This window comes from Burkholderia sp. MS389, from assembly GCF_016899425.1.
GTDB lineage: Bacteria > Pseudomonadota > Gammaproteobacteria > Burkholderiales > Burkholderiaceae > Burkholderia > Burkholderia sola.
On record NZ_CP045996.1, the window covers coordinates 938,884 to 958,844 of the forward strand.

Sequence of the window (19,961 nt, forward strand, 5' to 3'; positions counted from 1 at the left end):
GTCGCACGGCGCGCCGGGGTTCGCTTCGAATGCCGCCCGGGCCGCGTTACTTGCGCACATGCACGTCGTCCTCGACATCGTCGACGTCCGCCGGAAAGCGATGCTGGCCGAAGCTCAGGATCAGCACGCCGACCGCGAGCAGCACGATCCCGAAAGTCGTCATCAGCATCCGCTCGGGGCTGTCGGTCGCGCCGCGCAGGATCAGGTCGCGCGCGAGCGACGTCATCGCGATGAACAGCGGAAACCGCACCGGCAGCCGGCCGAGCCGCAGGTAGCGCAGGTCCATCGCGAGCACTTCCAGATACAGGAACATCAGCAGCAGGTCCGTCAGCGACACTTCGCCCGCGAGCACGACCTTCCACGCCTCCTGCGTCATCGCGAACGCGGTCGCCAGCCCGATCACGACCAGCCCGGCCAGCTCGGCCGCGTGAAGGAAATGGCCGAAGCGGCGACGAATGCGCTCGGCGGTCGTATCGGCGGATGCAGTGGAAATATTCAACGCGTTGTCCGGTGCAGTGTCGTCGGTGCCGCGATCGATGCGCCATCGCTGCGGCGGGGGGTGTCGGGAAACGGAAAGCCTGCGACGGGCGGACGGGAGACCGTTGCGCACGCACCGGTTCCGATCGCGCCGGTCGCCTGCGCGACCGCGGACAGCGTGCGCCGGCAACACGCATGAAACGCGACGCCGGCCTCGGTGCATATGACGTCGTCGCCCGAGCGGTCCAGCAGCAAGCGGCAACCGAGATAGCGTTCGAGGCCATCGAGCCGCGCGCTCACCTGCGCGACGTCGAGCTTCAGGTCGGACGCCGCGCCGGACAGCCCGCCGTGCTCGACGATTGCACCGAAAATACGCATCGCTTCCAAAAGGTTCATCATGATGGTCGTCGTCGGGCGGAGCGGAACCGTGGCGGGACCGTAGCGGGACCTAATCTACTGCACGCGACACGCACGCTCAAGAGCACAGCGCCGCGCGCGCCAGGAGTACAGCTGCGCGGGCGCCGCACAAAACCGGGCCCTGTTTGATCCATTCGAATGACAGATCATCGATACGTGTTCCAAAGACCCGTCGAAGCTGCTAGATTGCAGGCTCGACGCCGTTACGCGGTGCGGACAGCTCACGCGCCGGGCGAACGCGCGGCCGCCACGTCCGCCTCCCCTTCGCGCCGGGGGCCGGCCGCCGCCGCTGCGGCCCGTTGCGCGATGCCCGCGCAACGTCCTTCATCCGCACGTCACAAAGAGAACCGTCGCATGACACAGTTCAACCGTTCGCGTTCGCGCGCCGCGGCTGCCGCGGCCCGTCCGTCCCGACATGACTGACCGGCAGGCCGCGATGCAGACTACCCCTCCCCCGCTCTCCCAGGCCGTCCACAGCCCGATCACGCGCAGCGCGATCTTTCTCGTGGCGACGATCAATCCCGGCGCCGATCACGCCGACACGATCCGTTCATGGTGCGGCGACATCGCCGCGCTCGTGCGCTCGGTCGGCAAGCGCGTGCCGGGCGGCAACCTCACGTGCGTCTGCGGCTTCGGCTCCGACGCATGGGATGCGCTGTTCGGCGAGCCGCGCCCCGCGTCGCTGCATCCGTTCCGCGAATTCGGCGCCGGCCAGCGCGTCGCAGTGGCGACGCCCGGCGACATCCTGCTGCACATCCGCGCGGAAGCGATGGACCTGTGCTTCGAATTGGCGACGCAATTGCTCAATGCGCTCGGCGACGCGGTCACGGTCGTCGACGAGGTGCACGGCTTCCGCAATTTCGACCAGCGCGCGATGATCGGCTTCGTCGACGGCACCGAGAATCCGGAAGGCCGCGAAGCGGTCGACTTCACGGTGATCGGCGACGAAGACGCGGAATTCGCGGGCGGCAGCTACGTGCTCGTGCAGAAGTACCTGCACGACATGGCCGGCTGGAACGCGCTCGCGGTCGAGACGCAGGAGCGCATCATCGGCCGCACCAAGCTGTCCGACATCGAGCTCGCGCCGGACGTGAAGCCGTCGTGCTCGCACAGCTCGCTGACCACGCTCGACGAGGGCGGCCAGGAAGTGAAGATCCTGCGCGACAACATGCCGTTCGGGCGTCCGGGCGCCGGCGAATTCGGCACCTATTTCATCGGCTATGCGCGCTCGCCGGCGCCGATCGAGCAGATGCTCGAGAACATGTTCGTCGGCCGCCCGCCCGGCAACTACGACCGCCTGCTCGACTACAGCCGCGCGGTCACCGGCTCGCTGTTCTTCGTGCCGTCGGCCGACCTGCTCGAAACGCTCGCCGACCGCCCCGCGCCGGCCGCCGAAGCCGCCCAACCGGAATCCACGCCGTCCGCGCCTGCCGCACCGCGGCGCGACGGCTCGCTGAACATCGGCTCGCTGAAAGGAACCCCGACCTATGAATAACCTGCATCGCGAACTCGCCCCGATCTCGTCGTCCGCCTGGGAACAAATCGAGGAGGAAGTGGCGCGCACCTTCAAACGATCGGTGGCCGGCCGCCGCGTCGTCGACGTCGAGGGCCCCGCAGGCCCCGAGCTGTCGGCCGTCGGCACCGGGCACCTGCTCGACGTGGCCGCGCCGCGCGAACTCGTGAACGCGCGGCTGCGCGAAGTACGCACGATCGTCGAGCTGACGGTGCCGTTCGAGCTGAGCCGCGACGCGATCGACAGCGTCGAGCGCGGCGCGCGCGACGCCGACTGGCAGCCGGCGAAGGAAGCCGCGCAACGGCTCGCGTTCGCCGAAGACAGCGCGATCTTCGACGGCTACCGCGCGGCCGGCATCATCGGCATCCGCGAAGGCACGTCGAACCGTCGGCTCACGCTGCCGGCGGACGTCGGCGCGTACCCGGACGCGATCAGCGACGCGCTGGAAGCGCTGCGCCTCGCCGGCGTCGACGGTCCGTACTCGGTCGTGCTCGGGTCGGATGCGTACACCGCGCTCAGCGAAGCGCGCGACCAGGGCTATCCGGTCCTCGGTCATATCAAACGCATCGTCAGCGGCGAGATCATCTGGGCGCCGGCGATCAGCGGCGGCTGCGTGCTGTCCACGCGCGGCGGCGATTACGAGCTGCACCTCGGGGAAGACCTGTCGATCGGCTACACGAGCCACACCGACAAGGGCGTCCGCCTGTACCTGCGCGAAACGTTCACGTTCCTGATGTTGACGAGCGAGGCATCGGTGGCCGTGGCGCCGCAGGGTAACGCGGCCGCCTGAGCGCGGTTGCCGGCGCGCGATGTCCGCCCGGGCGTCGCGCGCCGGCCGCGCCGCCGGCCACGGGTTCGTCGCCGCTCCAGCCCATCTTGCATGGAGGATTTCATGAGCGAATCGAATGATGCATTACAGGCGCTGCAGGCGTCCGTCGCGACCCTGAAGCAGACGGTCGACGCGAATGCCAGCCGCCAGGCCGGCGACACCGCCGTGCTGTTTACCGTCGTGTCGCTGATGCTGGCCGAGCTGCCGCCCGACACGCGCAACCTGATCGAGGATTCGTTCTCCGTCTGGGCCAATGGTCTGCAGAATGCGGCACTGTCGGCCGACGTCAAGCAGATCGCGCGGCAACGGCTCGCGATGACACTCTCCGACTGATCGTGGTGCACCGCGGTTGCGCGATGGCCGGCGCGTGCGGTGTCACCCGCCTTCGCCTTCCCCGGCCGCACCGCGCGTCTCGGCTGCGGTGCACGCATGGCCGGACGCCACCGGTTCGCGCTCGCGCGTCGCGTCCCGTCTGGCCCCCGTTCGGCCGCTGCCGGCGCACTGCGCGCCGATGTCGCACCGCGCGTCGTTCGGGCGCCGCCCTTTCCCGCGCCTTCCACCGCAAGCCGTACGCGCCGCACACGCCCGCGCCGCCGCCCGCTTGCGCGTCTGTACTCCTTGCCGCCCCGGCCCACGTCCATGTGAGGGTGCAATTCACGGCCGGTCCGGCATGGAACTGTGTCTTGGACGGGCCGCGTCGATTCGTTATTTTGAACGCAGTCGAAGCGATGCCGTGGGCTCCTTGCGGCACTCGCGCTTCCCGCCCCGACCGCGATCGGGACGCGCGAGCGCCGCACCGCATCGGGCGTCACGCTTCGACCCACCTTCACCGACAGGAGCCAGACCACCATGCCCGCACTTTGCGATATCTGCCACGCGCGGCCGGCCGTTGCACGCGCCACCGTGATGCAGGACGGCGAGCGCAAGACGATCTCGATCTGCGATTACCACTTCCGCCAGCTGATGCGGCATCAGAGCATGCTGAATCCGTTCGATTCGCTGCTCGGCGGTGGTGGACCGTCGTCGCTGTTCGGCGGGCTCGGCGACGAATCGCCGCTCGCCGCCGAGATTCCGCGCGAATCGGTCGATCCGACCGACGCGTTCAGCGAACAGACGCTCGAACTGCTGCAGCGCGCGGCCGAGAAGGCGCACGAGCTGCGCCGCAGCGAGCTCGATTCCGAACACCTGCTGTACGCGCTCGCGGACACCGACGTATGTGCCGCGCTGCTGAAGGAACTAAAGCTGTCGCCGGAGGACATCAAGACGTACATCGACGCGCACGCGCACACCGGCACGGCCGCTCCCGACGCGCCGCTCGACAAGCTGTCGATCTCGCCGCGCGTGAAGAAGGCCGTGCAGTACGCGTTTCAGGCGTCGCGCGATCTCGGCCACTCGTACATCGGCCCCGAGCACTTGTTGATCGGGCTCGCATCGGTGCCCGACAGCGTCGCCGGCACGCTGCTGAAGAAATACGGCGTGACGCCCGAGGCGCTGCGCCAGAAGGTGGTGAAGGTGGTCGGCAAGGGCGCCGAGGACGGCCGCGTCGATGCGCCGACCGGCACGCCGAACCTCGACAAGTTCGGCCGCGACCTTACCGCGATCGCGCGCCAGGGCAAGCTCGATCCGGTGCTGGGCCGCGCGCAGGAAATCGAGAGCACGATCGAGGTGCTCGCGCGCCGCAAGAAGAACAATCCGGTGCTGATCGGCGAGCCGGGCGTCGGCAAGACCGCGATCGTCGAGGGGCTCGCGCAGCGGATCGTCAACGGCGACGTGCCCGAAGTGCTGCGCGGCAAGCGGCTCGTCGAAGTCAACATCAACTCGATGGTGGCCGGCGCGAAGTATCGCGGCGAATTCGAGGAACGCGCGAAACAGCTGATCGACGAAGTGACCGCGAAGCAGGACGAACTGATCCTGTTCATCGACGAGCTGCATACGATCGTCGGCGCGGGCCAGGGCGGCGGCGAAGGCGGCCTCGACATCGCGAACGTGCTGAAGCCCGCGCTCGCGCGCGGCGAGTTGAGCCTGATCGGCGCGACGACGCTCAACGAATACCAGAAGTACATCGAGAAGGACGCCGCGCTCGAACGCCGCTTCCAGCCCGTGTTCGTGCCGGAGCCGAGCGTCGAGCAGACGATCGTGATCCTGCGCGGGCTGCGCGACAGTCTCGAGGCGCACCACCAGGTGACGTTCGCCGACGAAGCATTCGTCGCGGCCGCCGAGTTCGCCGACCGCTATATCACGTCGCGCTTCCTGCCCGACAAGGCGATCGACCTGATCGACCAGGCCGCCGCGCGCGTGCGGATCGGTGCGACGTCGCGCCCGGTCGACATTCAGGAAGGCGAAGCGCAGATCGCGCAACTGAAGCGCGAGCAGGACTACGCGACGTCGCGCAAGCGCTTCGACGAAGCGAAGCAGTTCGAAGAGCAGATCAGCGCGAAGCAGAAGGCCGTCGACGAGATGATGGAGGCGTGGCAGCGCAAGACCGGTTCGGAGACGCTCGAGGTGACCGTTGAATCGGTGGCCGAGGTCGTGTCGCGGCTGACCGGCATCCCCGTGTCCGAACTCACGCAGGAAGAGCGCCAGAAGCTGCTGAAGATGGAGGAGCAGTTGCGCGAGCGCGTGGTCGGCCAGGCCGATGCGGTGGTCGCCGTCAGCGATGCGGTACGGCTGTCGCGCGCGGGGCTCGGCCAGACGCACCGGCCGATCGCGACGTTCCTGTTCCTCGGGCCGACGGGCGTCGGCAAGACCGAGCTCGCGAAGGCGCTGGCCGAGACCGTATTCGGCGACGAGCAGGCGATCATCCGCATCGACATGTCGGAATACATGGAACGCCACGCGGTCGCGCGTCTGATCGGCGCGCCGCCCGGCTACGTCGGCTACGACGAAGGCGGCCAGCTCACCGAGCGCGTGCGGCGTCGCCCGTACAGCGTGATCCTGCTCGACGAGATCGAGAAGGCGCATCCGGACGTCTACAACGTGCTGCTGCAGGTGTTCGACGACGGGCGTCTCACCGACGGCAAGGGTCGCGTGGTCGATTTCAGCAACACGATCATCATCGCGACCAGCAACCTCGGCGCGGCGATCATCATGGACAACCTCACGCAGCCGGAAGCCGCGCGCAAGACCGACAAGGCGATCCGCGAGGAACTGATGCAGGTGCTGAAGGGGCATTTCCGGCCCGAGTTCCTGAACCGGATCGACGAGGTGATCGTCTTCCACGCGCTGTCGAAGGACAACATCCGCGCGATCGTGCAGATCCAGCTCGATCGCGTGGTGCGTACCGCCGCCGCGCAGGACATCACGCTCGTGATGGGCGATTCGCTCGTCGCACACCTGACCGAAGCCGGCTACCAGCCTGAATTCGGCGCGCGCGAGCTGAAGCGCCAGATCCGGCAGACCATCGAGACGCGGCTCGCGAAGGAAATCCTCGCCGATCGGCTGAAGTCCGGCGACAAGTGCGAGGTCGACTACGACAAGGACAGCGACGAAGTGAAGTTCAACAAGCTCGCCGCGCCTGACGCGAAGGAGGCGAAGGACACAAAGCAGGACGCCGACGGCAAGGCCAAACCGACCGGCAAGGCCGCCAACGCAGCAGCGGACGCGAAGGCGGACGACACGCGTGCCGACGCCCCGCCGCCCGCCGCGAAGCCGTCGGGCAAGAAGTCGTCCGGCGCGAAGAAGGACGCGCACTAAAACAACGCATGCCCCGCAACCCGGGGCACGCATGACCGGCTCCGTCCGCGGACGGAGCCGCCCCACGCCGCGACACGGCGCAACCGAGCCACCCGCATCGGGCCCGGCTATTGGAGATTCACATGACAAATCGACGCGAAGTGCCAGGCATCAGGAAATACGACGGGCCCGCCGGCGGTTGGGGCGCGCTTCGCGCGACAGCCGATGCGGTGCGCACGCAAATGGAAACCATCGAGGCGCCGATCGTGCTGATGCGGACCAACCAGCCCGACGGCTTCGACTGCCCCGGCTGCGCGTGGCCGGACAAGGAGCACAAGTCGACGTTCCAGTTCTGCGAGAACGGCGCGAAGGCCGTTACGTGGGAAGCGACGACCAAGCGCGTGACGCCGGAGTTCTTCGCGGCGAACACCGTGTCGTCGCTGCTGCGCATGTCGGACTACGAACTGGAGAACATGGGCCGGCTCACGCATCCGCTCGTCTACGACCGCGCGACCGACACGTTCCACGCGATCGAATGGGACGACGCGTTCGCGCGCATCGGCGAAGTGCTGCGCGCGCTGCCGCCCGAGCAGGTCGAGTTCTACACGTCGGGCCGCGCGTCGAACGAAGCCGCGTACCTGTACCAGCTGTTCGCGCGCGAGCTCGGCACCAACAACTTCCCCGACTGCTCGAACATGTGCCACGAGCCGACCAGCGTCGGCCTGCCGCAGTCGATCGGCATCGGCAAGGGCACCGTGTCGCTCGAGGATTTCGACCACTGCGAGCTGATCATCTCGATCGGCCACAACCCCGGCACGAACCATCCGCGGATGATGGGCACGCTGCACGAGTGTTCGCGCCGCAACGTGCCGATCATCGTGTTCAACCCGCTGCGCGAACGCGCGCTCGAACGCTTCGCCGATCCGCAGGACATGATCGAGATGGCGTCGTTCGGCTCGACGCGGATCGCGTCGACGTACTACCAGGTCGACGCGGGCGGCGACGCGGCCGCGCTGAAAGGCATCATGAAGGCGCTGCTGAAGCTCGAGGCCGAGCGCGGCGACGTGCTCGACCGCGATTTCATCGCGCAGCACACCGACGGCTTCGACGCGTTCTCGGCCGATCTCGAAGCCACGTCGTGGGACGACATCGAACGCGCGAGCGGCCTCGCCCAGGCGCAGCTCGAAGAGGTCGCGCTCGCGTACGCGAAGTCGAACGCGACGATCGTCACGTACGGGATGGGCGTCACGCAGCACAACAAGGGCACGGCCACCGTGCGCCTGATCGCCGACCTGCTGCTGATGCGCGGCAACATCGGCAAGCCCGGCGCCGGCGTGTGCCCGCTGCGCGGCCATTCGAACGTGCAGGGCAACCGCACGGTCGGCATCACCGAGAAGCCGTCGGCCGAATTCCTGAAGAAGATCGAGGACGTGTGCGGCTTCACGCCGCCCGCGAAACACGGGCACGATGCGGTGCAAGCGATGCAAGCGATGATCGACGGCACCGCGAAGGCGCTGCTGTGCCTAGGCGGCAACTTCGCGGTCGCGCTGCCCGATCCGGAGCTGTCGTTCCCGGCGATGGCGAAGCTCGACCTGAGCGTGCATCTCGGCACGAAGCTGAACCGTTCGCACCTGCTGGTCGGCAAGGAAACCTTCATCCTGCCGGTGCTCGGCCGCACCGAGCTCGACATGCAGGCCACCGGCCGGCAATCGATCACCGTCGAGGATTCGATGTCGATGGTCCATGCGTCGGCCGGCAAGCTGAAGCCGGCGTCGGACCAGTTGCGCTCGGAGCCCGCGATCGTCGCCGGCATCGCGCATGCGACGCTGCCGAACAGCAAGGTCGCGTGGCTCGACCTGATCGCCGACTACGACCGCATCCGCGACCTGATCGACAAGACGGTAGCCGGCTTCGACGCGTTCAACGAGCGGATCCGCACGCCGGGCGGCTTCCGCCTGCCGCTGCCGCCCACCGAGCGCGTGTGGCCGACGCCGACCGGCAAGGCGATGTTCTCGGTCTACAAGGGCGTGAAGGAGGACGCGGACGCGCTCGGCGCCGAGCAGGTGCTGCGGCTGATCACGCTGCGCAGCCATGATCAGTACAACACGACGATCTACGGGCTCGACGACCGCTATCGCGGCGTGTTCGGCCGGCGCGACGTGCTGTTCATGAACGCGGCCGATCTCGACAAGTACGGGCTCGAACACGGCGACCTCGTCGACATCGAGACGGTCACGGCGTCGGGCCGCACACTGCGCCTCGAGAAGATCACCGCGATCGAGTACGACATCGCGCCGGGCTCGGTCGGCGCGTACTACCCGGAAGCGAACGTGCTCGTGCCGCTCGACTACATCGACAAGGAAAGCGGCACGCCGTCGTACAAGTCGGTGCCGGTGCGCGTCGCGCGCTCGGCGGTGGTCTGATCCGCGGGTGGGCAAGGGTCGCGGCACACGCCCCGCCCTTCGGCCCGCCTGCCGCCCTGCACTTGCCGCTCGCGGCCGCCGTATCGCCCCCGATGCGGCCGCCGTTTCATTCGAGCGCGTCGAACGACGCCGCGCTTACCGCACCGCCGTCGGCGGCAGGTGCGCGCCGCCCTGCCGACGCCGATACGCGCTGTCGCGCGTCGCGAGCCAGTAGTACAGCGGCGACGTCAGCAGCAGGCCCACGAGCCAAGACAGATCCGCGCCGCCCAGATGCGCGGGAATCGGGCCCGCATACATCGGCGTGTTCATGAACGGAATCTGCACCACGATGCCGATCGCATACGCGAGCAGCGCCTGCGGATTGAAGCGGCCGTAGATTCCGCCGTCCGCCATGAAGATCGACTGGATGTCGTACTTGCCCTTGTGGATCACGTAGAAGTCGATCAGGTTGATCGCCGTCCACGGCACCAGCACGACCAGCAGCGCGAGCACCAGGTCGACGAGGTTGCCGACGAAGTTCTTCGATGCGCCGATCGCCGCGTAGCAGCACGCGACGAAGATCACGACCGACACGATCGCGCGCGCCTTCGCGGTCGGAATCCACTTGTACGCGAACGTCTGCACCGACGTGATCACCGCGAGCACCGCGCCGTACAGGTTCAGCGCGTTGTGGCTGATCACGCTCAGCAGGAACAGCACGAGCATCAGCGGGCCGAGCGGGCCCGTCGCCTGCTTGACCGCGTCCATCGTGTCCGCGCCGGCCGGCACCGCGAGCACGGCCACCGCGCCGAAGATGAACGCGAGCGTCGAGCCGATCGTGCAGCCGAGGTAGGTCGCCCAGAACGTCGATGCAACGCCGACGTCCTCCGGCAGATAGCGCGAATAGTCCGACACGTACGGCGCGAACGCGATCTGCCACAGCGCCGACAGCGATACCGTCGCGAGCCAGCCCGCGAAGTCGAAGCCGCCGCGCGTCAGGAAATCGGTGGTGTTCACGTGCGAGAGGATCATCCAGAAGCCGACGGCGATGCCGATGCCGAGCACCCACGTGCCGATCCGGTTCAGGATGTGGATGAACCGGTAGCCGACGATCCCGATCAGCCCGGAGCCCACCGCGCCGATCACGATGCCGACGGGCACCGGCACCGACGACGCGATGCCGTGCACCGACTTGCCGGCGAGCACGATGTTCGACGCGAAGAAGCCGACGTACATCACGGCCGCGATCACCGTGACGAGCAGCGCACCCCACGAGCCGAACTGCGCGCGGCTCTGGATCATCTGCGGGATGCCCATCTGCGGGCCCTGCGCCGAATGCAGCGCCATCAGCACGCCGCCGACCGCCTGGCCGACGACGATCGCGACGATCCCCCACATCAGGTTCAGGTGGAACATCTGCACGCCGAGCGCGCCGGTCACGATCGGCAGCGGCGCGATGTTGCCGCCGAACCAGAGCGTGAACAAGTCGCGCACCTTGCCGTGGCGTTCGGCGGGCGGCACATAGCCGATCGTGTGCTTCTCTATCATCGGGGACGCATTGCGTTCCGCGTTCGTCATGGTGAAGTCTCCAGTCCTGCGCGGCAATGCGCGCGTGCCGTTCACGCCGGCGCGCGTCGGGGTGCGCGCCGGCCATCGGTCCGGATGCACGGGCGACGCCGCACCGCGTGCATGCGCGGCGGCGCCGAACGAAGCGGCGCGTGCGCGGCAAGCAGGGACGGATGACATGTCCCGCCGGCGCGCACGCGGCCCCGTCGCGATCCAGGTTGGAGACGATGGTGCGCCACGTGCATCGCGACCGGAAAATACTAAAAATATTTCCGCGACATACGAAAAAGCTCTGCAGCGGAAATTTCGGCGCCGATCGACTTCAGGTAAGGTGCCAGGGTCTGTTTCCCCATGGAACGCGCACGCGCCCGCGGAGGCACGCCGGGGCGGGCATCAGAGGTGCTTGTGGCTCACTACACATTGCGGCAACTGAAGTACTTCATCACGACGGTCGAATCCGGCAGCGTCGCCGAGGCATCGCGTCAGCTCTTCATCGCGCAGCCGTCGATTTCCAGCGCGATCAAGGGGCTCGAAGAGAGCTTCGGCGTGAAGCTGTTCATTCGCCATCACGCGCAGGGCGTGTCGCTGACGCCGAGCGGCACGCGCTTCTACCGGAAAGCGCAGGAACTGCTGCGCATCGCGCACGAGTTCGAACAGAACGCGCTCGCCGACAACGACGTGATCGCCGGGCAGATCGACATCGGCTGCTTCGAGACGGTCGCGCCGCTCTATCTGCCGCAACTGATCGCGGGCTTCCGCGAGCGCTACCCGGGCGTGAACATCCGGCTGCGCGACGGCGACCAGCAGGAACTCGTACAGGGGCTGACGTCCGGCACGTTCGATCTCGCGCTGATGTACGACCACGATCTCGACGGCACGATCGAAACCGAGCCGCTGATGCCGCCGCAGCAGCCGTACGTGCTGCTGCCCGAAAACCACCGGTTCGCGAGCCAGACGCACGTGTCGCTGCGCGACCTGTGCGTCGAGCCGATGATCCTGCTCGACGTGCAGCCGAGCCGCACGTATTTCGTCAGTCTGTTTCACGAACTCGGGCTGACGCCGAACATCGTGTTCGGCTCGCCGTCGATCGAGATGGTGCGCGGGATGGTCGGCCAGGGCTTCGGGTTCTCGCTGCTCGTCACGCGCCCGCATTCCGACTATACGTACGACGGCCAGCGTGTCGTGACGATATCCCTCAGCGAAACGGTCAGCCCGTCCGGGCTCGTGAGCGCGCGGCTGAAGCGCGGGCAGCTCACGAAACAGGCGCAGTCGTTCGTCGATTTCTGCCGCGAGCGGCTTGCGCAGATCGTCGCGGAAGCGGCGCGATGAGATCGCGATAGAGAACAAAAAAACGCATGCGCCGCCCGGTGCGGACCGTGCGTGTCGGTGGCCAGCTCAGTCGGCTGAAGAAAGATACGCGGCCAGACGACCGAGCATCGCGTCGCATCCGTGCAGTTGTTCGAGCGTGACGAACTCGTCGGGCTTGTGCCCCTGGTCCATGCTGCCGGGACCGCACACGACGGTCGGAATACCGGCCTGCCCGAACAGCCCGCCCTCGGTGCCGAACGCCACCGTGCCGAACGCGTCGGACCCGCTCAGCCACGCGATCAGCCGCGCGGCCTCGCCGTCCGGCGCGGTCGCCAGCCCCGGATACGCGCCGAGCGGTTTCAGTTGAATGTCGGTATCGGGCTGCACCGCGCGCATCCGCGGCAACAGTTCGGATTCCGCATAGTCCTGCAGCTTTCTCGGCACGTCGTGCGCATCGAAATCCGGCAGCGCGCGCACCTCGAAATCGAACTCGCATTCGGCCGGCACGATGTTCAGCGCGCGGCCACCCTTGATCAAGCCCGTCTGCACGGTCGAGAACGGCGGATCGAAGCGGCTGTCGTGCCGCTCGGGGCGTGCGAGCGCCGCGCCGATCTCGCCGAGCCGGCCGATCAGCTTCGCCGCATAGTCGATCGCGTTAACGCCCGACGGCGCGTAAGCCGAGTGACACGCGGCGCCCTTCACGTGGCAGCGCATCGCGAGCTTGCCCTTGTGACCGAGCACCGGCTTCAGTTCGGTCGGCTCGCCGATCACGCACAGCCGCGGACGATGTGCGCGCGCGGCCAGTTGTTCGAGCATCGGCCGCACGCCGACGCAACCGACTTCCTCGTCGTACGAGAACGCGAGATGCACGGGCACGCTCAGCGGCCGCGCGACGAACGCCGGCACGGCCGCGAGCACCGATGCGATGAAGCCCTTCATGTCGGCCGTGCCGCGACCGTACAGGCGGCCGCCGCGCTCGGTCAGCCGGAACGGCTCGACCGTCCATGCCTGCCCGTCGACCGGCACCACGTCGGTATGGCCCGACAGCGCGACGCCGCCGCGATCGCGCGGGCCGATCGTCGCGTACAGGCTCGCCTTCGTGCGTTCCGCGTTATAGAACAGTTCGCTTTCCACACCGAAACCCGCGAGATAGTTGCGGATGAAACCGATCATCTCGAGGTTCGAGTCGCGGCTGACCGTCGCGAAGCCGATCAGCCGTTCGAGCAGCGCGCGGCTCGACGGATCACTCATCGCCCGGTACTCCGTAACTCGGTGCGGCGGTCGGATTCAGCGCGCGCGTCTGGTAGTCCTGCATCTGCGGCCGATACGCGCGCCACAGCGCATCGAGTTGCCCGATCGGATCGGTATCGGCCCAGTCGACGCGCAGGTCGACGATCGGCCAGGTCACGTCGCCGGCCACCTTCAGCGCGGCCGAATGCACGGGCCCGGCCTCGCCGCCGGCCGTCGTCGCCGCGTGCATCGCGGCCAGCAGGCGATCGGCGAGCAGCCCGGGCGCGTGCTCGAAGGCCCGCACCATCGCATCGATCACGGCCGGCGCGGCCAGCAGATTGCCGGCCGCCACGCATTGCTCGCCCTGCACCGCGCGATGCGTGCCGAGCGCCTCCTTGCCGGTGAAGCATGCGGTCTGCCCCTGCCCGTCGATCGCCGTGACCTGCCGGTACTGGCTCCAGCCGTTCGCGCTCAACGCCCGGTCGAGCGCCGCGGCCGGCGCGAGCTGGTCGTGCTCGATCAGGTCGAGAATCTGCGGCCCAAGCGCCGGCAGCGTGATGTTCTGCGTCGCGACGGCGCCGACGCCCGCACGCACCCACGGGCAGCGCGCGCCCACCGCGATGCTCGACGAGCTGATCGCGATCCCGAGCTGCCCCGTCTCCGGGCAGCGTCCGACGATGGAGAACGTCATGTCGCCTCCCGTGCGCGGTTCGGCTGCCAGTTGTCGGGAATCACCGCGATCACGTCGATCTCCATCAGCCACTGCGGCTGACCGAGCGCGGAAACGACGAGCCCCGTCGAGATCGGGTAGACGCCCTTCAGCCACTTGCCGACTTCCTGGTACACGGGTTCGCGATAACGCGGATCGATCAGGTAGGTCGTCGTCTTCACGATATGCGTGATGTCGCTGCCGGCTTCCTCGAGCAACTGCTTGACGTTCTTCATCGCCTGCTCGGCCTGTGCACGCGGGTCGCCGAGGCCGATCAGGTTGCCGTCGAAATCGGTGCCGACCTGGCCGCGCACGTAGACGGTGTTGCCGGCCCGCACGGCCTGGCACAGGTCGTTGTCGAGCGTCTGGTTCGGGTAGGTATCCTTCGTGTTGAACATGCGGATACGCGTATGGGTAGGCTGGCTCATCGAGGTCCTTCGAGTGTCGGTGTGGTCGCCCGCCGCGCGGGAAGCGGTCGCGGCGGGGTCGTCAGGTCGTCAGTTCGCCGCTTCGGCGAGCGGGCGCGCGTCCGGCTGCGCCGCTTGGGCGGCCGCGCGGTGCTGCGCCGCATCGTGGTATGCGAGGTACTTGCGCTGCGTGACGATGTGATCGGCGATGTGCTTCGCGTCGTGCCACACGCCCCAGATGAAGCTGGAGCCGCGCCGCGACAGCCACGGCAGCCCGAGGAAATAGATGCCCGGCTCCTTCGACACGCCGCGCTGGTGCTGCGGCTTGCCGTTCGGCGCGAACGCGTCCACGTTCAGCCAGCCGTAGTCGACCGCATAGCCGGTCGCCCAGACGATCGACGTGACGCCCGCGCCGGCGAGATCGAGCGAGAGGATCGGATGCGAGACGCAGTCGGGATCCGGCAGGATGCGTCGCGCGGCCGGTTCTTCCGGCAGGTCGAGGCCATTGCGCGCCGCATACGCGTCGGCCGCGTCGAGCAGCGACAGGTAGTTCTCGTCGCCGCGCGCGAGATTGATCGCGAGATCGGGTTCGAACACGGCCACGCCGCCGTCGAACGACTTCGTCAACCCGACCAGCGTCACGCCCTGATTCGCGAGCACGCGGAAATCGACCGTATGGCCGCCGCGCGCGCCGCTCACCGCGATCGTCACGTGTTCGCGGCCGGGCGTCGCGACTTCCTTGTCCCATTCGCCGAGCACGCCAAGCCACCAGCAGAAGTCGCGGCCGCGATACGCACGCGGCGGACGGTCGTGCGGCCCGACCGACAGGTAAACCTGCCGGCCCGCGCGCCGCAGCTCATCGGCGATCTGCACGCCCGACGAACCGGCGCCGACCACCAGCACCGCGCCTGCCGGGAGCTGGCCCGGGTTGCGATAGTCGGCGGAATGGATCTGCACGACGCGCGCGTCGTCCGGCGCGATCGGCGGAATCACCGGGCGCTGGAACGGGCCCGTCGCGACCACCACGCGGTTCGCCTCGATCGTGCCGTCGGACGTCTCGACGACGAAGCCCGGCTTGCCCGTGTTGCGCACGACGCGCTTCACTTCGACGCCGGTGCGGATCGGCGCGTCGAACTTGCGCGCATACGCTTCGAAGTAGTCCGCGACCTGGTCCTTCGTTGCGAACGCATCGGGATCAAATCCGTCGAATTCGAGGCCGGGGAAACGGTCGTGCCACGCAGGGCCGTTCGCGACCAGCGAATCCCAGCGCCCGGTGCGCCAGCGTTCGGCGATGCGGTCACGCTCCAGCACGAGATGGGGCACGCCCAGCTTGCCCAGGTGCTCGCTCATCGCCACGCCGGCCTGCCCGGCGCCGACGACGAGCGTATCGATCGAGGTTGTTTCGACTGCCACGGCTGCCTCCTTCGGAAGTGCGGCTCATGCGACGCTTGTGTCGTCGCGTGAGCTGGAATGGAGACATTCTGCTGACAGGCCGCGTGGCGCGAAACGAGGTTTTTTGTTGGCGTTGACGAGCAAAAAGCTGGGGCGAGGCCGGCGCCCGCGCGCATCGCGGGCACCGGTTTCGACGGATCGTGCCGGCTACACGTTGGTCCACGCGGCGGTGCCCTTCTGATACTGCATCACGCCGCCGTCAAGCCGCACCCGCAGGTTGCCGTCGGGCACCTGCACCCAATTGGTCATGCCGAGGCTCATCATCAGCGCGACGAAGAAATCCCGCACCTCCGGCGACACGTTGGCCTGCCAGACATCGATGCGCCCGAGGCATGCACGCATGTTGCCGCTCTGCTGCATGATCGTCTCGACCTGTCCGGCGACATCCGCCGCCGTGTCGTAGACCTTCGTGCCGCCGTCGCCGACGATCGACAGATGGATGCCGCGCACCAACGTCGGCTGGCCCGGCGTCTGCTCGACGAGCGCGATGCAGCTCGTCATCGCGCCGAAATCGATTTCCGTCGCATCGCCCCATTTGCGCTCGCCAACCCGCAGCGGCGCGGCACCGTGTGCGTTCTGAATGATGTAAGACATGGGTTCCTCACATGATTGGACTGGACTGCCGGTAGCAGGCGCGACGCGTTCGACCACGAACGTGCATCGCGCCCGCCGCTCACATCCCGCATCGGGCCTGACGGCCCGGCGGGTCGTGTCGATGGAGACTGTTTCGCCCGCTGCACGCGTGGCCCGCGATTGCGCCGCGGTTCTCGACGCATGATTGCCCGCGACGTTCCTATCGACGCCGCGCCCGACGTGCGTGACGTGTCTCAGGTGCCCTTCTTGTCGAGCAGCGCCTGATACTTCTGCAGGCTCTCGTCGATCCGGTCGAGCGCGACGCTCGCGGCCTCCCCTTCGATCGCCTCCGCGGCGCCCGCGACCACCGCCGCGGTCGCGACGAACAGGTCCGTCAACAGCAGGCCCACCGCATCCATCGCCATGCCTTTCACGTCCTCGTCGATGGTCTTCTGCGCGAGGTCCTTCATCAGCACGCTCTTGCCCGCGATCGCCAGCGACGTCGACGCCTCGAAGTAGTTGGCCGCCGCCTGCGCGACCATGCCGCCGGCCTGCGTGATCATCATGTTCGGACCGACGGATATCTGCGTCGTCGCGTAGGACGCCGCCTCCGCGTTGATCGCCTGCACCGTCTTCAACGCCGATGGGGCGGCGCCGGACACGCCCGCGATCTGGTCCGGCGCCTTCAGCGCGTCGGTGAACCTGCGCAACCGGTTGACCGGCCACGCGCGCTTGCGGGCTGTCGACGTCGCGTCGTGCGGCGCAGCTTCGGCCGCGGCGTCCGCGACGTCGTCCGGTGCTTGCGTCGCGCCTTCTCCGCGTCCATCCAAAAGACCTTTCATGTTCATGGTTCAGGTGTCCCGATAGTCGTCGTGTCCTAGTGCGTGGAACCCGTCGGCGACCCGCCCGCCGCGGGCAGCGACGCGCCGCCCGATGCCGGCTTCGGCGATGCCTCGACGGACAGGATCATCGCCACGGCCTTCGACACGACGGCGTTCGAAATCTGGTTCAACGCCGCCTGCTGCTGGGTCATGTTCTGCGCCGAGATGCCGACGGCCTGGCTGAACATCTGGTAAAGCATGCCCAGCGCCTGGGCCGGCGATCCCGCGACGACGTTGACGTTGGTCTGCGTCAGCGCATCGGTAATCTGCTCATTGACTTTGTCTGCCACGAGGCCTCCTCGGATCTCGGCTCCGGCATGCGATTGAAGGAACGGGCGGGCCGGCAGGCCATCGACCCCGCGCATGCCGTTAGGAACGCTGCGTGCCGGCATTCGTGAACGCGCTCACGCGAGTTCCTCGCGCAACTTCTTGCGCAGCAGCTCGACGCGCTTTCTGGCCAGCGGCTCGTTGATCCCGAGCGTCGCGGCGATGTGGAAATACGGCCGGTCCTCCTCGAACTTCAGCGTGAACAGCATCTGCTGCTGCGGCGAGAGCACCGACAGCGCCTGTTCGAGACGCAGCAGCTGTTGCCGCAGCAGCAGTTGCTGCTCGACCGACGGCGCGTGGCCGGCCAGCTCGACGGCGTGATCGTCGTCCCACGCCGGGTCGAATTCGAGCATGCCGCTTTCGCGCAGGCGGCGACGCGCGCCATCGAGGAACGCGTGGTTCAGGACCAGGAAGAGAAACCCGGCCAGGTTCTGAACGCGCCCGGGCGAACGCTGCAGGTAAATGTGGACCTTGAGGGCGGTGTCGGACAGCAATTCGTCGGCGCGGTGAATATCGCCCTTGCACAACAGGCGCGCGCGGCGCCGCAATTTCCCCTGCATTTCGCGCCACGTGCGATCGAGCTGCTGCGCCGGAGACTCGGGCGCGGCGGCAGCGTGCTGGTTCGAGGTTGTCATCCCGTGTCTTCCTTTTCTTTGGAAAACACAGAATCGATTCGATCCCGGGAATGGCGCTGTTACCCGCGTAACACCGCTATAACGATAATCGGAACCGGTAAATTTTCTTGATTATTGTGAACAGAAACATTAATCCCCCGGCATACTCCGATCCGTCGTTTCAGGTGCGTCGCCCGGCCTGAATTACGGCATTGCGATGAAAGAAAACGACTGCCGTCGCGCAGCGTTCGCGAGCCGGCACAAGGCAGTCCACGTCGCGCAGCCATGCGCCGTTGTCGCCGACGTGCCGTCATATCGGGACGGCCCGCCGATTATCCCGATATTTTCGTTATGCATTCTTCACGCCATGCCGAAGGCAGCGTTTTTCGCTAGGTGGCCGCATCGTCAAACAACCTCGCGCGGAAAACATGCCTGCCCTTGCCCACGCTCCAACGTTGCGCAACATACCGATACTCGCCGGTCTCCCGGAAAGTCTGATCGTCCATATCGAGCGGCATGCCACGCCCTGGCCCGAACACGGCAATCGCCTGTTGTTCTTCAAGGGCGATCCGGGGGATTTCGTCGCGTTCGTGCATCGCGGCCGCGTCTACAAGACGCTGCACGAACCCGGCGGGCGCGAGATCATTCTCGGCCACTCGATGCCCGGCGAACTCATCGGCGAAAACACGCTGATTCGCGCACACCGGCGCAACTTCACCGCCCAGTTGAGCCCCGACTGCCGCATTTCGGTGTTGCATCGCCAGTACTTCACGCCGCTGCTGGCGAACGCGGAATTCATGGGACGCATCCATGAGCAGCTGTGCCGGCATATCCAGCAGTTGAGCGATTTCGTCGAATCGGCATGCCTGTACCGCGTCGAAGCCCGGCTCGCGCGCCATCTGCTGAACCGCATGCAAGGGGACGGTCTCGAGGTGCCGCTGCCGGAGAACCAGAGCATCCTCGCGGCGATGCTCAACGTCAGCCGGCCGCGACTGAACAGCAGCCTGCAGAAGATGCAGCGCGACGGCCTGATCCGGCTGCACGAGCATGGTGTGACGATCGAGAAACCGGAGCAGCTCCGGACGATCGTCGACGCCAATTGAAGGCCGGCACGCCCGTGAGCCGGGCGGTGCCGTCGGCGGACGAAAGCCGCCTGCGCGGGTGGGGGCCGCGCGTCGCGCAGGTCAGCCGCGCCAGTGGCCGATGGCGTTCATCAACTGCGCGACCGCGGCCAGTTGCGACGCAACGCTGTCGTTCGCCGAGCGCGCCGCGCCAGCCGCCGCTGCCGCCGGCGACCCGGCATAGAGCTGCATGACGCCGACGGTCGTCGCGGCAAGGTTGGACATCGCCTGGTTCGCCTGCATCTGCACGGCGTTGTGCAGCAGGATCGCGGACGCATGACTGTTCGACTGCATGAGCGTGCCCAAGGCCACGGCGGGCGCTTCGCCCACCACCTTGACGTTGGCTTGCGTGACCGCGTCGGTCATCGCGGGAGAAACCTGTTCCGGCATGTCGTTGCTCCTGGTTGGCTCGCCGCTGCGGCGCTGTCACGGCGAAAGCATGAATAGGTCGGTCGGCGCCGAT

General features: G+C 67.4%; 19 protein-coding genes. 7 read left to right on the top strand and 12 right to left on the bottom strand.

Annotated features, from left to right (window positions below; genetic code table 11):
- Positions 1 to 46: 46 nt before the first annotated feature.
- Together GJG85_RS33875 and GJG85_RS33880 are read right to left on the bottom strand one after the other, a co-directional pair.
- Entirely contained in the window at positions 47 to 499 is a 453-nt protein-coding gene (locus tag GJG85_RS33875) for a phosphate-starvation-inducible PsiE family protein (protein ID WP_050014020.1), read from the bottom strand.
- Positions 496 to 873 (bottom strand): LysR family transcriptional regulator, encoded by a 378-nt coding sequence (locus GJG85_RS33880; protein ID WP_089490319.1) that lies wholly within the window; start codon positions 871 to 873, stop codon positions 496 to 498. Before GJG85_RS33880 ends, GJG85_RS33875 begins: the two co-directional genes overlap by 4 nt.
- 436 nt (positions 874 to 1,309) lie before the next feature.
- On the opposite strand from GJG85_RS33880, the gene GJG85_RS33885 reads away from it, so the two are divergent.
- The 5 genes from GJG85_RS33885 (at position 1,310) to GJG85_RS33905 (ending at position 9,331) form a co-directional block, all read left to right on the top strand.
- Positions 1,310 to 2,389, top strand: a complete 1,080-nt coding sequence (locus tag GJG85_RS33885; RefSeq protein ID WP_050014021.1) for a Dyp-type peroxidase — start codon at positions 1,310 to 1,312, stop codon at positions 2,387 to 2,389.
- Positions 2,382 to 3,197: a family 1 encapsulin nanocompartment shell protein gene (locus GJG85_RS33890; protein WP_050014022.1), complete on the top strand. Its 816-nt coding sequence runs from the start codon at positions 2,382 to 2,384 to the stop codon at positions 3,195 to 3,197. Before GJG85_RS33885 ends, GJG85_RS33890 begins: the two co-directional genes overlap by 8 nt.
- Positions 3,198 to 3,299: 102 nt before the next feature.
- On the top strand, positions 3,300 to 3,569 hold the full coding sequence (locus GJG85_RS33895) for a hypothetical protein (protein WP_050014023.1): 270 nt from the start codon (positions 3,300 to 3,302) through the stop codon (positions 3,567 to 3,569).
- 516 nt (positions 3,570 to 4,085) lie between these two features.
- Positions 4,086 to 6,929 carry an AAA family ATPase gene (locus GJG85_RS33900; RefSeq protein ID WP_204384586.1) on the top strand — a complete coding sequence of 948 codons (2,844 nt, stop codon included), beginning with the start codon at positions 4,086 to 4,088 and terminating at the stop codon, positions 6,927 to 6,929.
- Between the two features lie 122 nt (positions 6,930 to 7,051).
- A complete protein-coding gene (locus tag GJG85_RS33905; RefSeq protein WP_089490316.1) occupies positions 7,052 to 9,331 on the top strand; it encodes an FdhF/YdeP family oxidoreductase in 2,280 nt (759 codons plus the stop codon).
- 135 nt (positions 9,332 to 9,466) lie between these two features.
- Here the strand turns inward: GJG85_RS33905 and GJG85_RS33910 are convergent, their stop codons facing one another.
- Positions 9,467 to 10,888, bottom strand: coding sequence for a cytosine permease (locus GJG85_RS33910; RefSeq protein WP_050014026.1), 1,422 nt, complete (start codon positions 10,886 to 10,888; stop codon positions 9,467 to 9,469).
- Between the two features lie 393 nt (positions 10,889 to 11,281).
- On the opposite strand from GJG85_RS33910, the gene GJG85_RS33915 reads away from it, so the two are divergent.
- Positions 11,282 to 12,205: a LysR substrate-binding domain-containing protein gene (locus GJG85_RS33915; RefSeq protein WP_124557616.1), complete on the top strand. Its 924-nt coding sequence runs from the start codon at positions 11,282 to 11,284 to the stop codon at positions 12,203 to 12,205.
- A 66-nt stretch (positions 12,206 to 12,271) separates the two neighbouring features.
- Here the strand turns inward: GJG85_RS33915 and argE are convergent, their stop codons facing one another.
- From argE to GJG85_RS33955, 8 genes are all read right to left on the bottom strand, one after another.
- Positions 12,272 to 13,435, bottom strand: a complete 1,164-nt coding sequence (argE, locus tag GJG85_RS33920; protein WP_176016183.1) for an acetylornithine deacetylase — start codon at positions 13,433 to 13,435, stop codon at positions 12,272 to 12,274.
- Complete coding sequence (locus tag GJG85_RS33925; RefSeq protein ID WP_089490314.1) at positions 13,428 to 14,105, bottom strand: DUF1028 domain-containing protein; 678 nt, start codon at positions 14,103 to 14,105, stop codon at positions 13,428 to 13,430. Before GJG85_RS33925 ends, argE begins: the two co-directional genes overlap by 8 nt.
- Positions 14,102 to 14,551 (bottom strand): RidA family protein, encoded by a 450-nt coding sequence (locus tag GJG85_RS33930; RefSeq protein ID WP_050014029.1) that lies wholly within the window; start codon positions 14,549 to 14,551, stop codon positions 14,102 to 14,104. The genes GJG85_RS33925 and GJG85_RS33930 overlap by 4 nt, the downstream gene beginning before the upstream one ends.
- A gap of 69 nt (positions 14,552 to 14,620) precedes the next feature.
- On the bottom strand, positions 14,621 to 15,943 hold the full coding sequence (locus GJG85_RS33935) for an NAD(P)/FAD-dependent oxidoreductase (protein ID WP_204384587.1): 1,323 nt from the start codon (positions 15,941 to 15,943) through the stop codon (positions 14,621 to 14,623).
- Between the two features lie 186 nt (positions 15,944 to 16,129).
- The gene (locus tag GJG85_RS33940; protein ID WP_204384588.1) at positions 16,130 to 16,576 is read right to left on the bottom strand and encodes a hypothetical protein; all 447 of its coding nucleotides are present in this window, start codon (positions 16,574 to 16,576) and stop codon (positions 16,130 to 16,132) included.
- Positions 16,577 to 16,809: 233 nt separating this feature from the next.
- Positions 16,810 to 17,397: a hypothetical protein gene (locus GJG85_RS33945; RefSeq protein ID WP_239469013.1), complete on the bottom strand. Its 588-nt coding sequence runs from the start codon at positions 17,395 to 17,397 to the stop codon at positions 16,810 to 16,812.
- Positions 17,398 to 17,432: 35 nt separating this feature from the next.
- Positions 17,433 to 17,726 (bottom strand): RebB family R body protein, encoded by a 294-nt coding sequence (locus tag GJG85_RS33950; RefSeq protein WP_050014033.1) that lies wholly within the window; start codon positions 17,724 to 17,726, stop codon positions 17,433 to 17,435.
- A 114-nt stretch (positions 17,727 to 17,840) separates the two neighbouring features.
- The gene (locus tag GJG85_RS33955; protein ID WP_050014034.1) at positions 17,841 to 18,398 is read right to left on the bottom strand and encodes a sigma-70 family RNA polymerase sigma factor; all 558 of its coding nucleotides are present in this window, start codon (positions 18,396 to 18,398) and stop codon (positions 17,841 to 17,843) included.
- Positions 18,399 to 18,670: 272 nt separating this feature from the next.
- Between GJG85_RS33955 and GJG85_RS33960 the strand changes: the two genes are divergently transcribed.
- Positions 18,671 to 19,480 carry a Crp/Fnr family transcriptional regulator gene (locus tag GJG85_RS33960; protein ID WP_239469014.1) on the top strand — a complete coding sequence of 270 codons (810 nt, stop codon included), beginning with the start codon at positions 18,671 to 18,673 and terminating at the stop codon, positions 19,478 to 19,480.
- Between the two features lie 81 nt (positions 19,481 to 19,561).
- Here GJG85_RS33960 and GJG85_RS33965 read toward each other — a convergent pair whose 3' ends face one another.
- Positions 19,562 to 19,888, bottom strand: coding sequence for a RebB family R body protein (locus GJG85_RS33965; RefSeq protein ID WP_050014036.1), 327 nt, complete (start codon positions 19,886 to 19,888; stop codon positions 19,562 to 19,564).
- Between the last annotated feature and the right edge of the window lie 73 nt (positions 19,889 to 19,961).

Bases quoted from the DNA above. Each gene is read 5' to 3' on its own strand.
- GJG85_RS33880 (WP_089490319.1), bottom strand. From the start codon at position 873: ATGAACCTTTTGGAAGCGATGCGTATTTTCGGTGCAATCGTCGAGCAC.
- GJG85_RS33885 (WP_050014021.1), top strand. From the start codon at position 1,310: ATGACTGACCGGCAGGCCGCGATGCAGACTACCCCTCCCCCGCTCTCC.
- GJG85_RS33890 (WP_050014022.1), top strand. From the start codon at position 2,382: ATGAATAACCTGCATCGCGAACTCGCCCCGATCTCGTCGTCCGCCTGG.
- GJG85_RS33895 (WP_050014023.1), top strand. From the start codon at position 3,300: ATGAGCGAATCGAATGATGCATTACAGGCGCTGCAGGCGTCCGTCGCG.
- GJG85_RS33900 (WP_204384586.1), top strand. From the start codon at position 4,086: ATGCCCGCACTTTGCGATATCTGCCACGCGCGGCCGGCCGTTGCACGC.
- GJG85_RS33905 (WP_089490316.1), top strand. From the start codon at position 7,052: ATGACAAATCGACGCGAAGTGCCAGGCATCAGGAAATACGACGGGCCC.
- GJG85_RS33910 (WP_050014026.1), bottom strand. From the start codon at position 10,888: ATGACGAACGCGGAACGCAATGCGTCCCCGATGATAGAGAAGCACACG.
- argE (WP_176016183.1), bottom strand. From the start codon at position 13,435: ATGAGTGATCCGTCGAGCCGCGCGCTGCTCGAACGGCTGATCGGCTTC.
- GJG85_RS33925 (WP_089490314.1), bottom strand. From the start codon at position 14,105: ATGACGTTCTCCATCGTCGGACGCTGCCCGGAGACGGGGCAGCTCGGG.
- GJG85_RS33930 (WP_050014029.1), bottom strand. From the start codon at position 14,551: ATGAGCCAGCCTACCCATACGCGTATCCGCATGTTCAACACGAAGGAT.
- GJG85_RS33940 (WP_204384588.1), bottom strand. From the start codon at position 16,576: ATGTCTTACATCATTCAGAACGCACACGGTGCCGCGCCGCTGCGGGTT.
- GJG85_RS33945 (WP_239469013.1), bottom strand. From the start codon at position 17,397: ATGAAAGGTCTTTTGGATGGACGCGGAGAAGGCGCGACGCAAGCACCG.
- GJG85_RS33955 (WP_050014034.1), bottom strand. From the start codon at position 18,398: ATGACAACCTCGAACCAGCACGCTGCCGCCGCGCCCGAGTCTCCGGCG.
- GJG85_RS33965 (WP_050014036.1), bottom strand. From the start codon at position 19,888: ATGCCGGAACAGGTTTCTCCCGCGATGACCGACGCGGTCACGCAAGCC.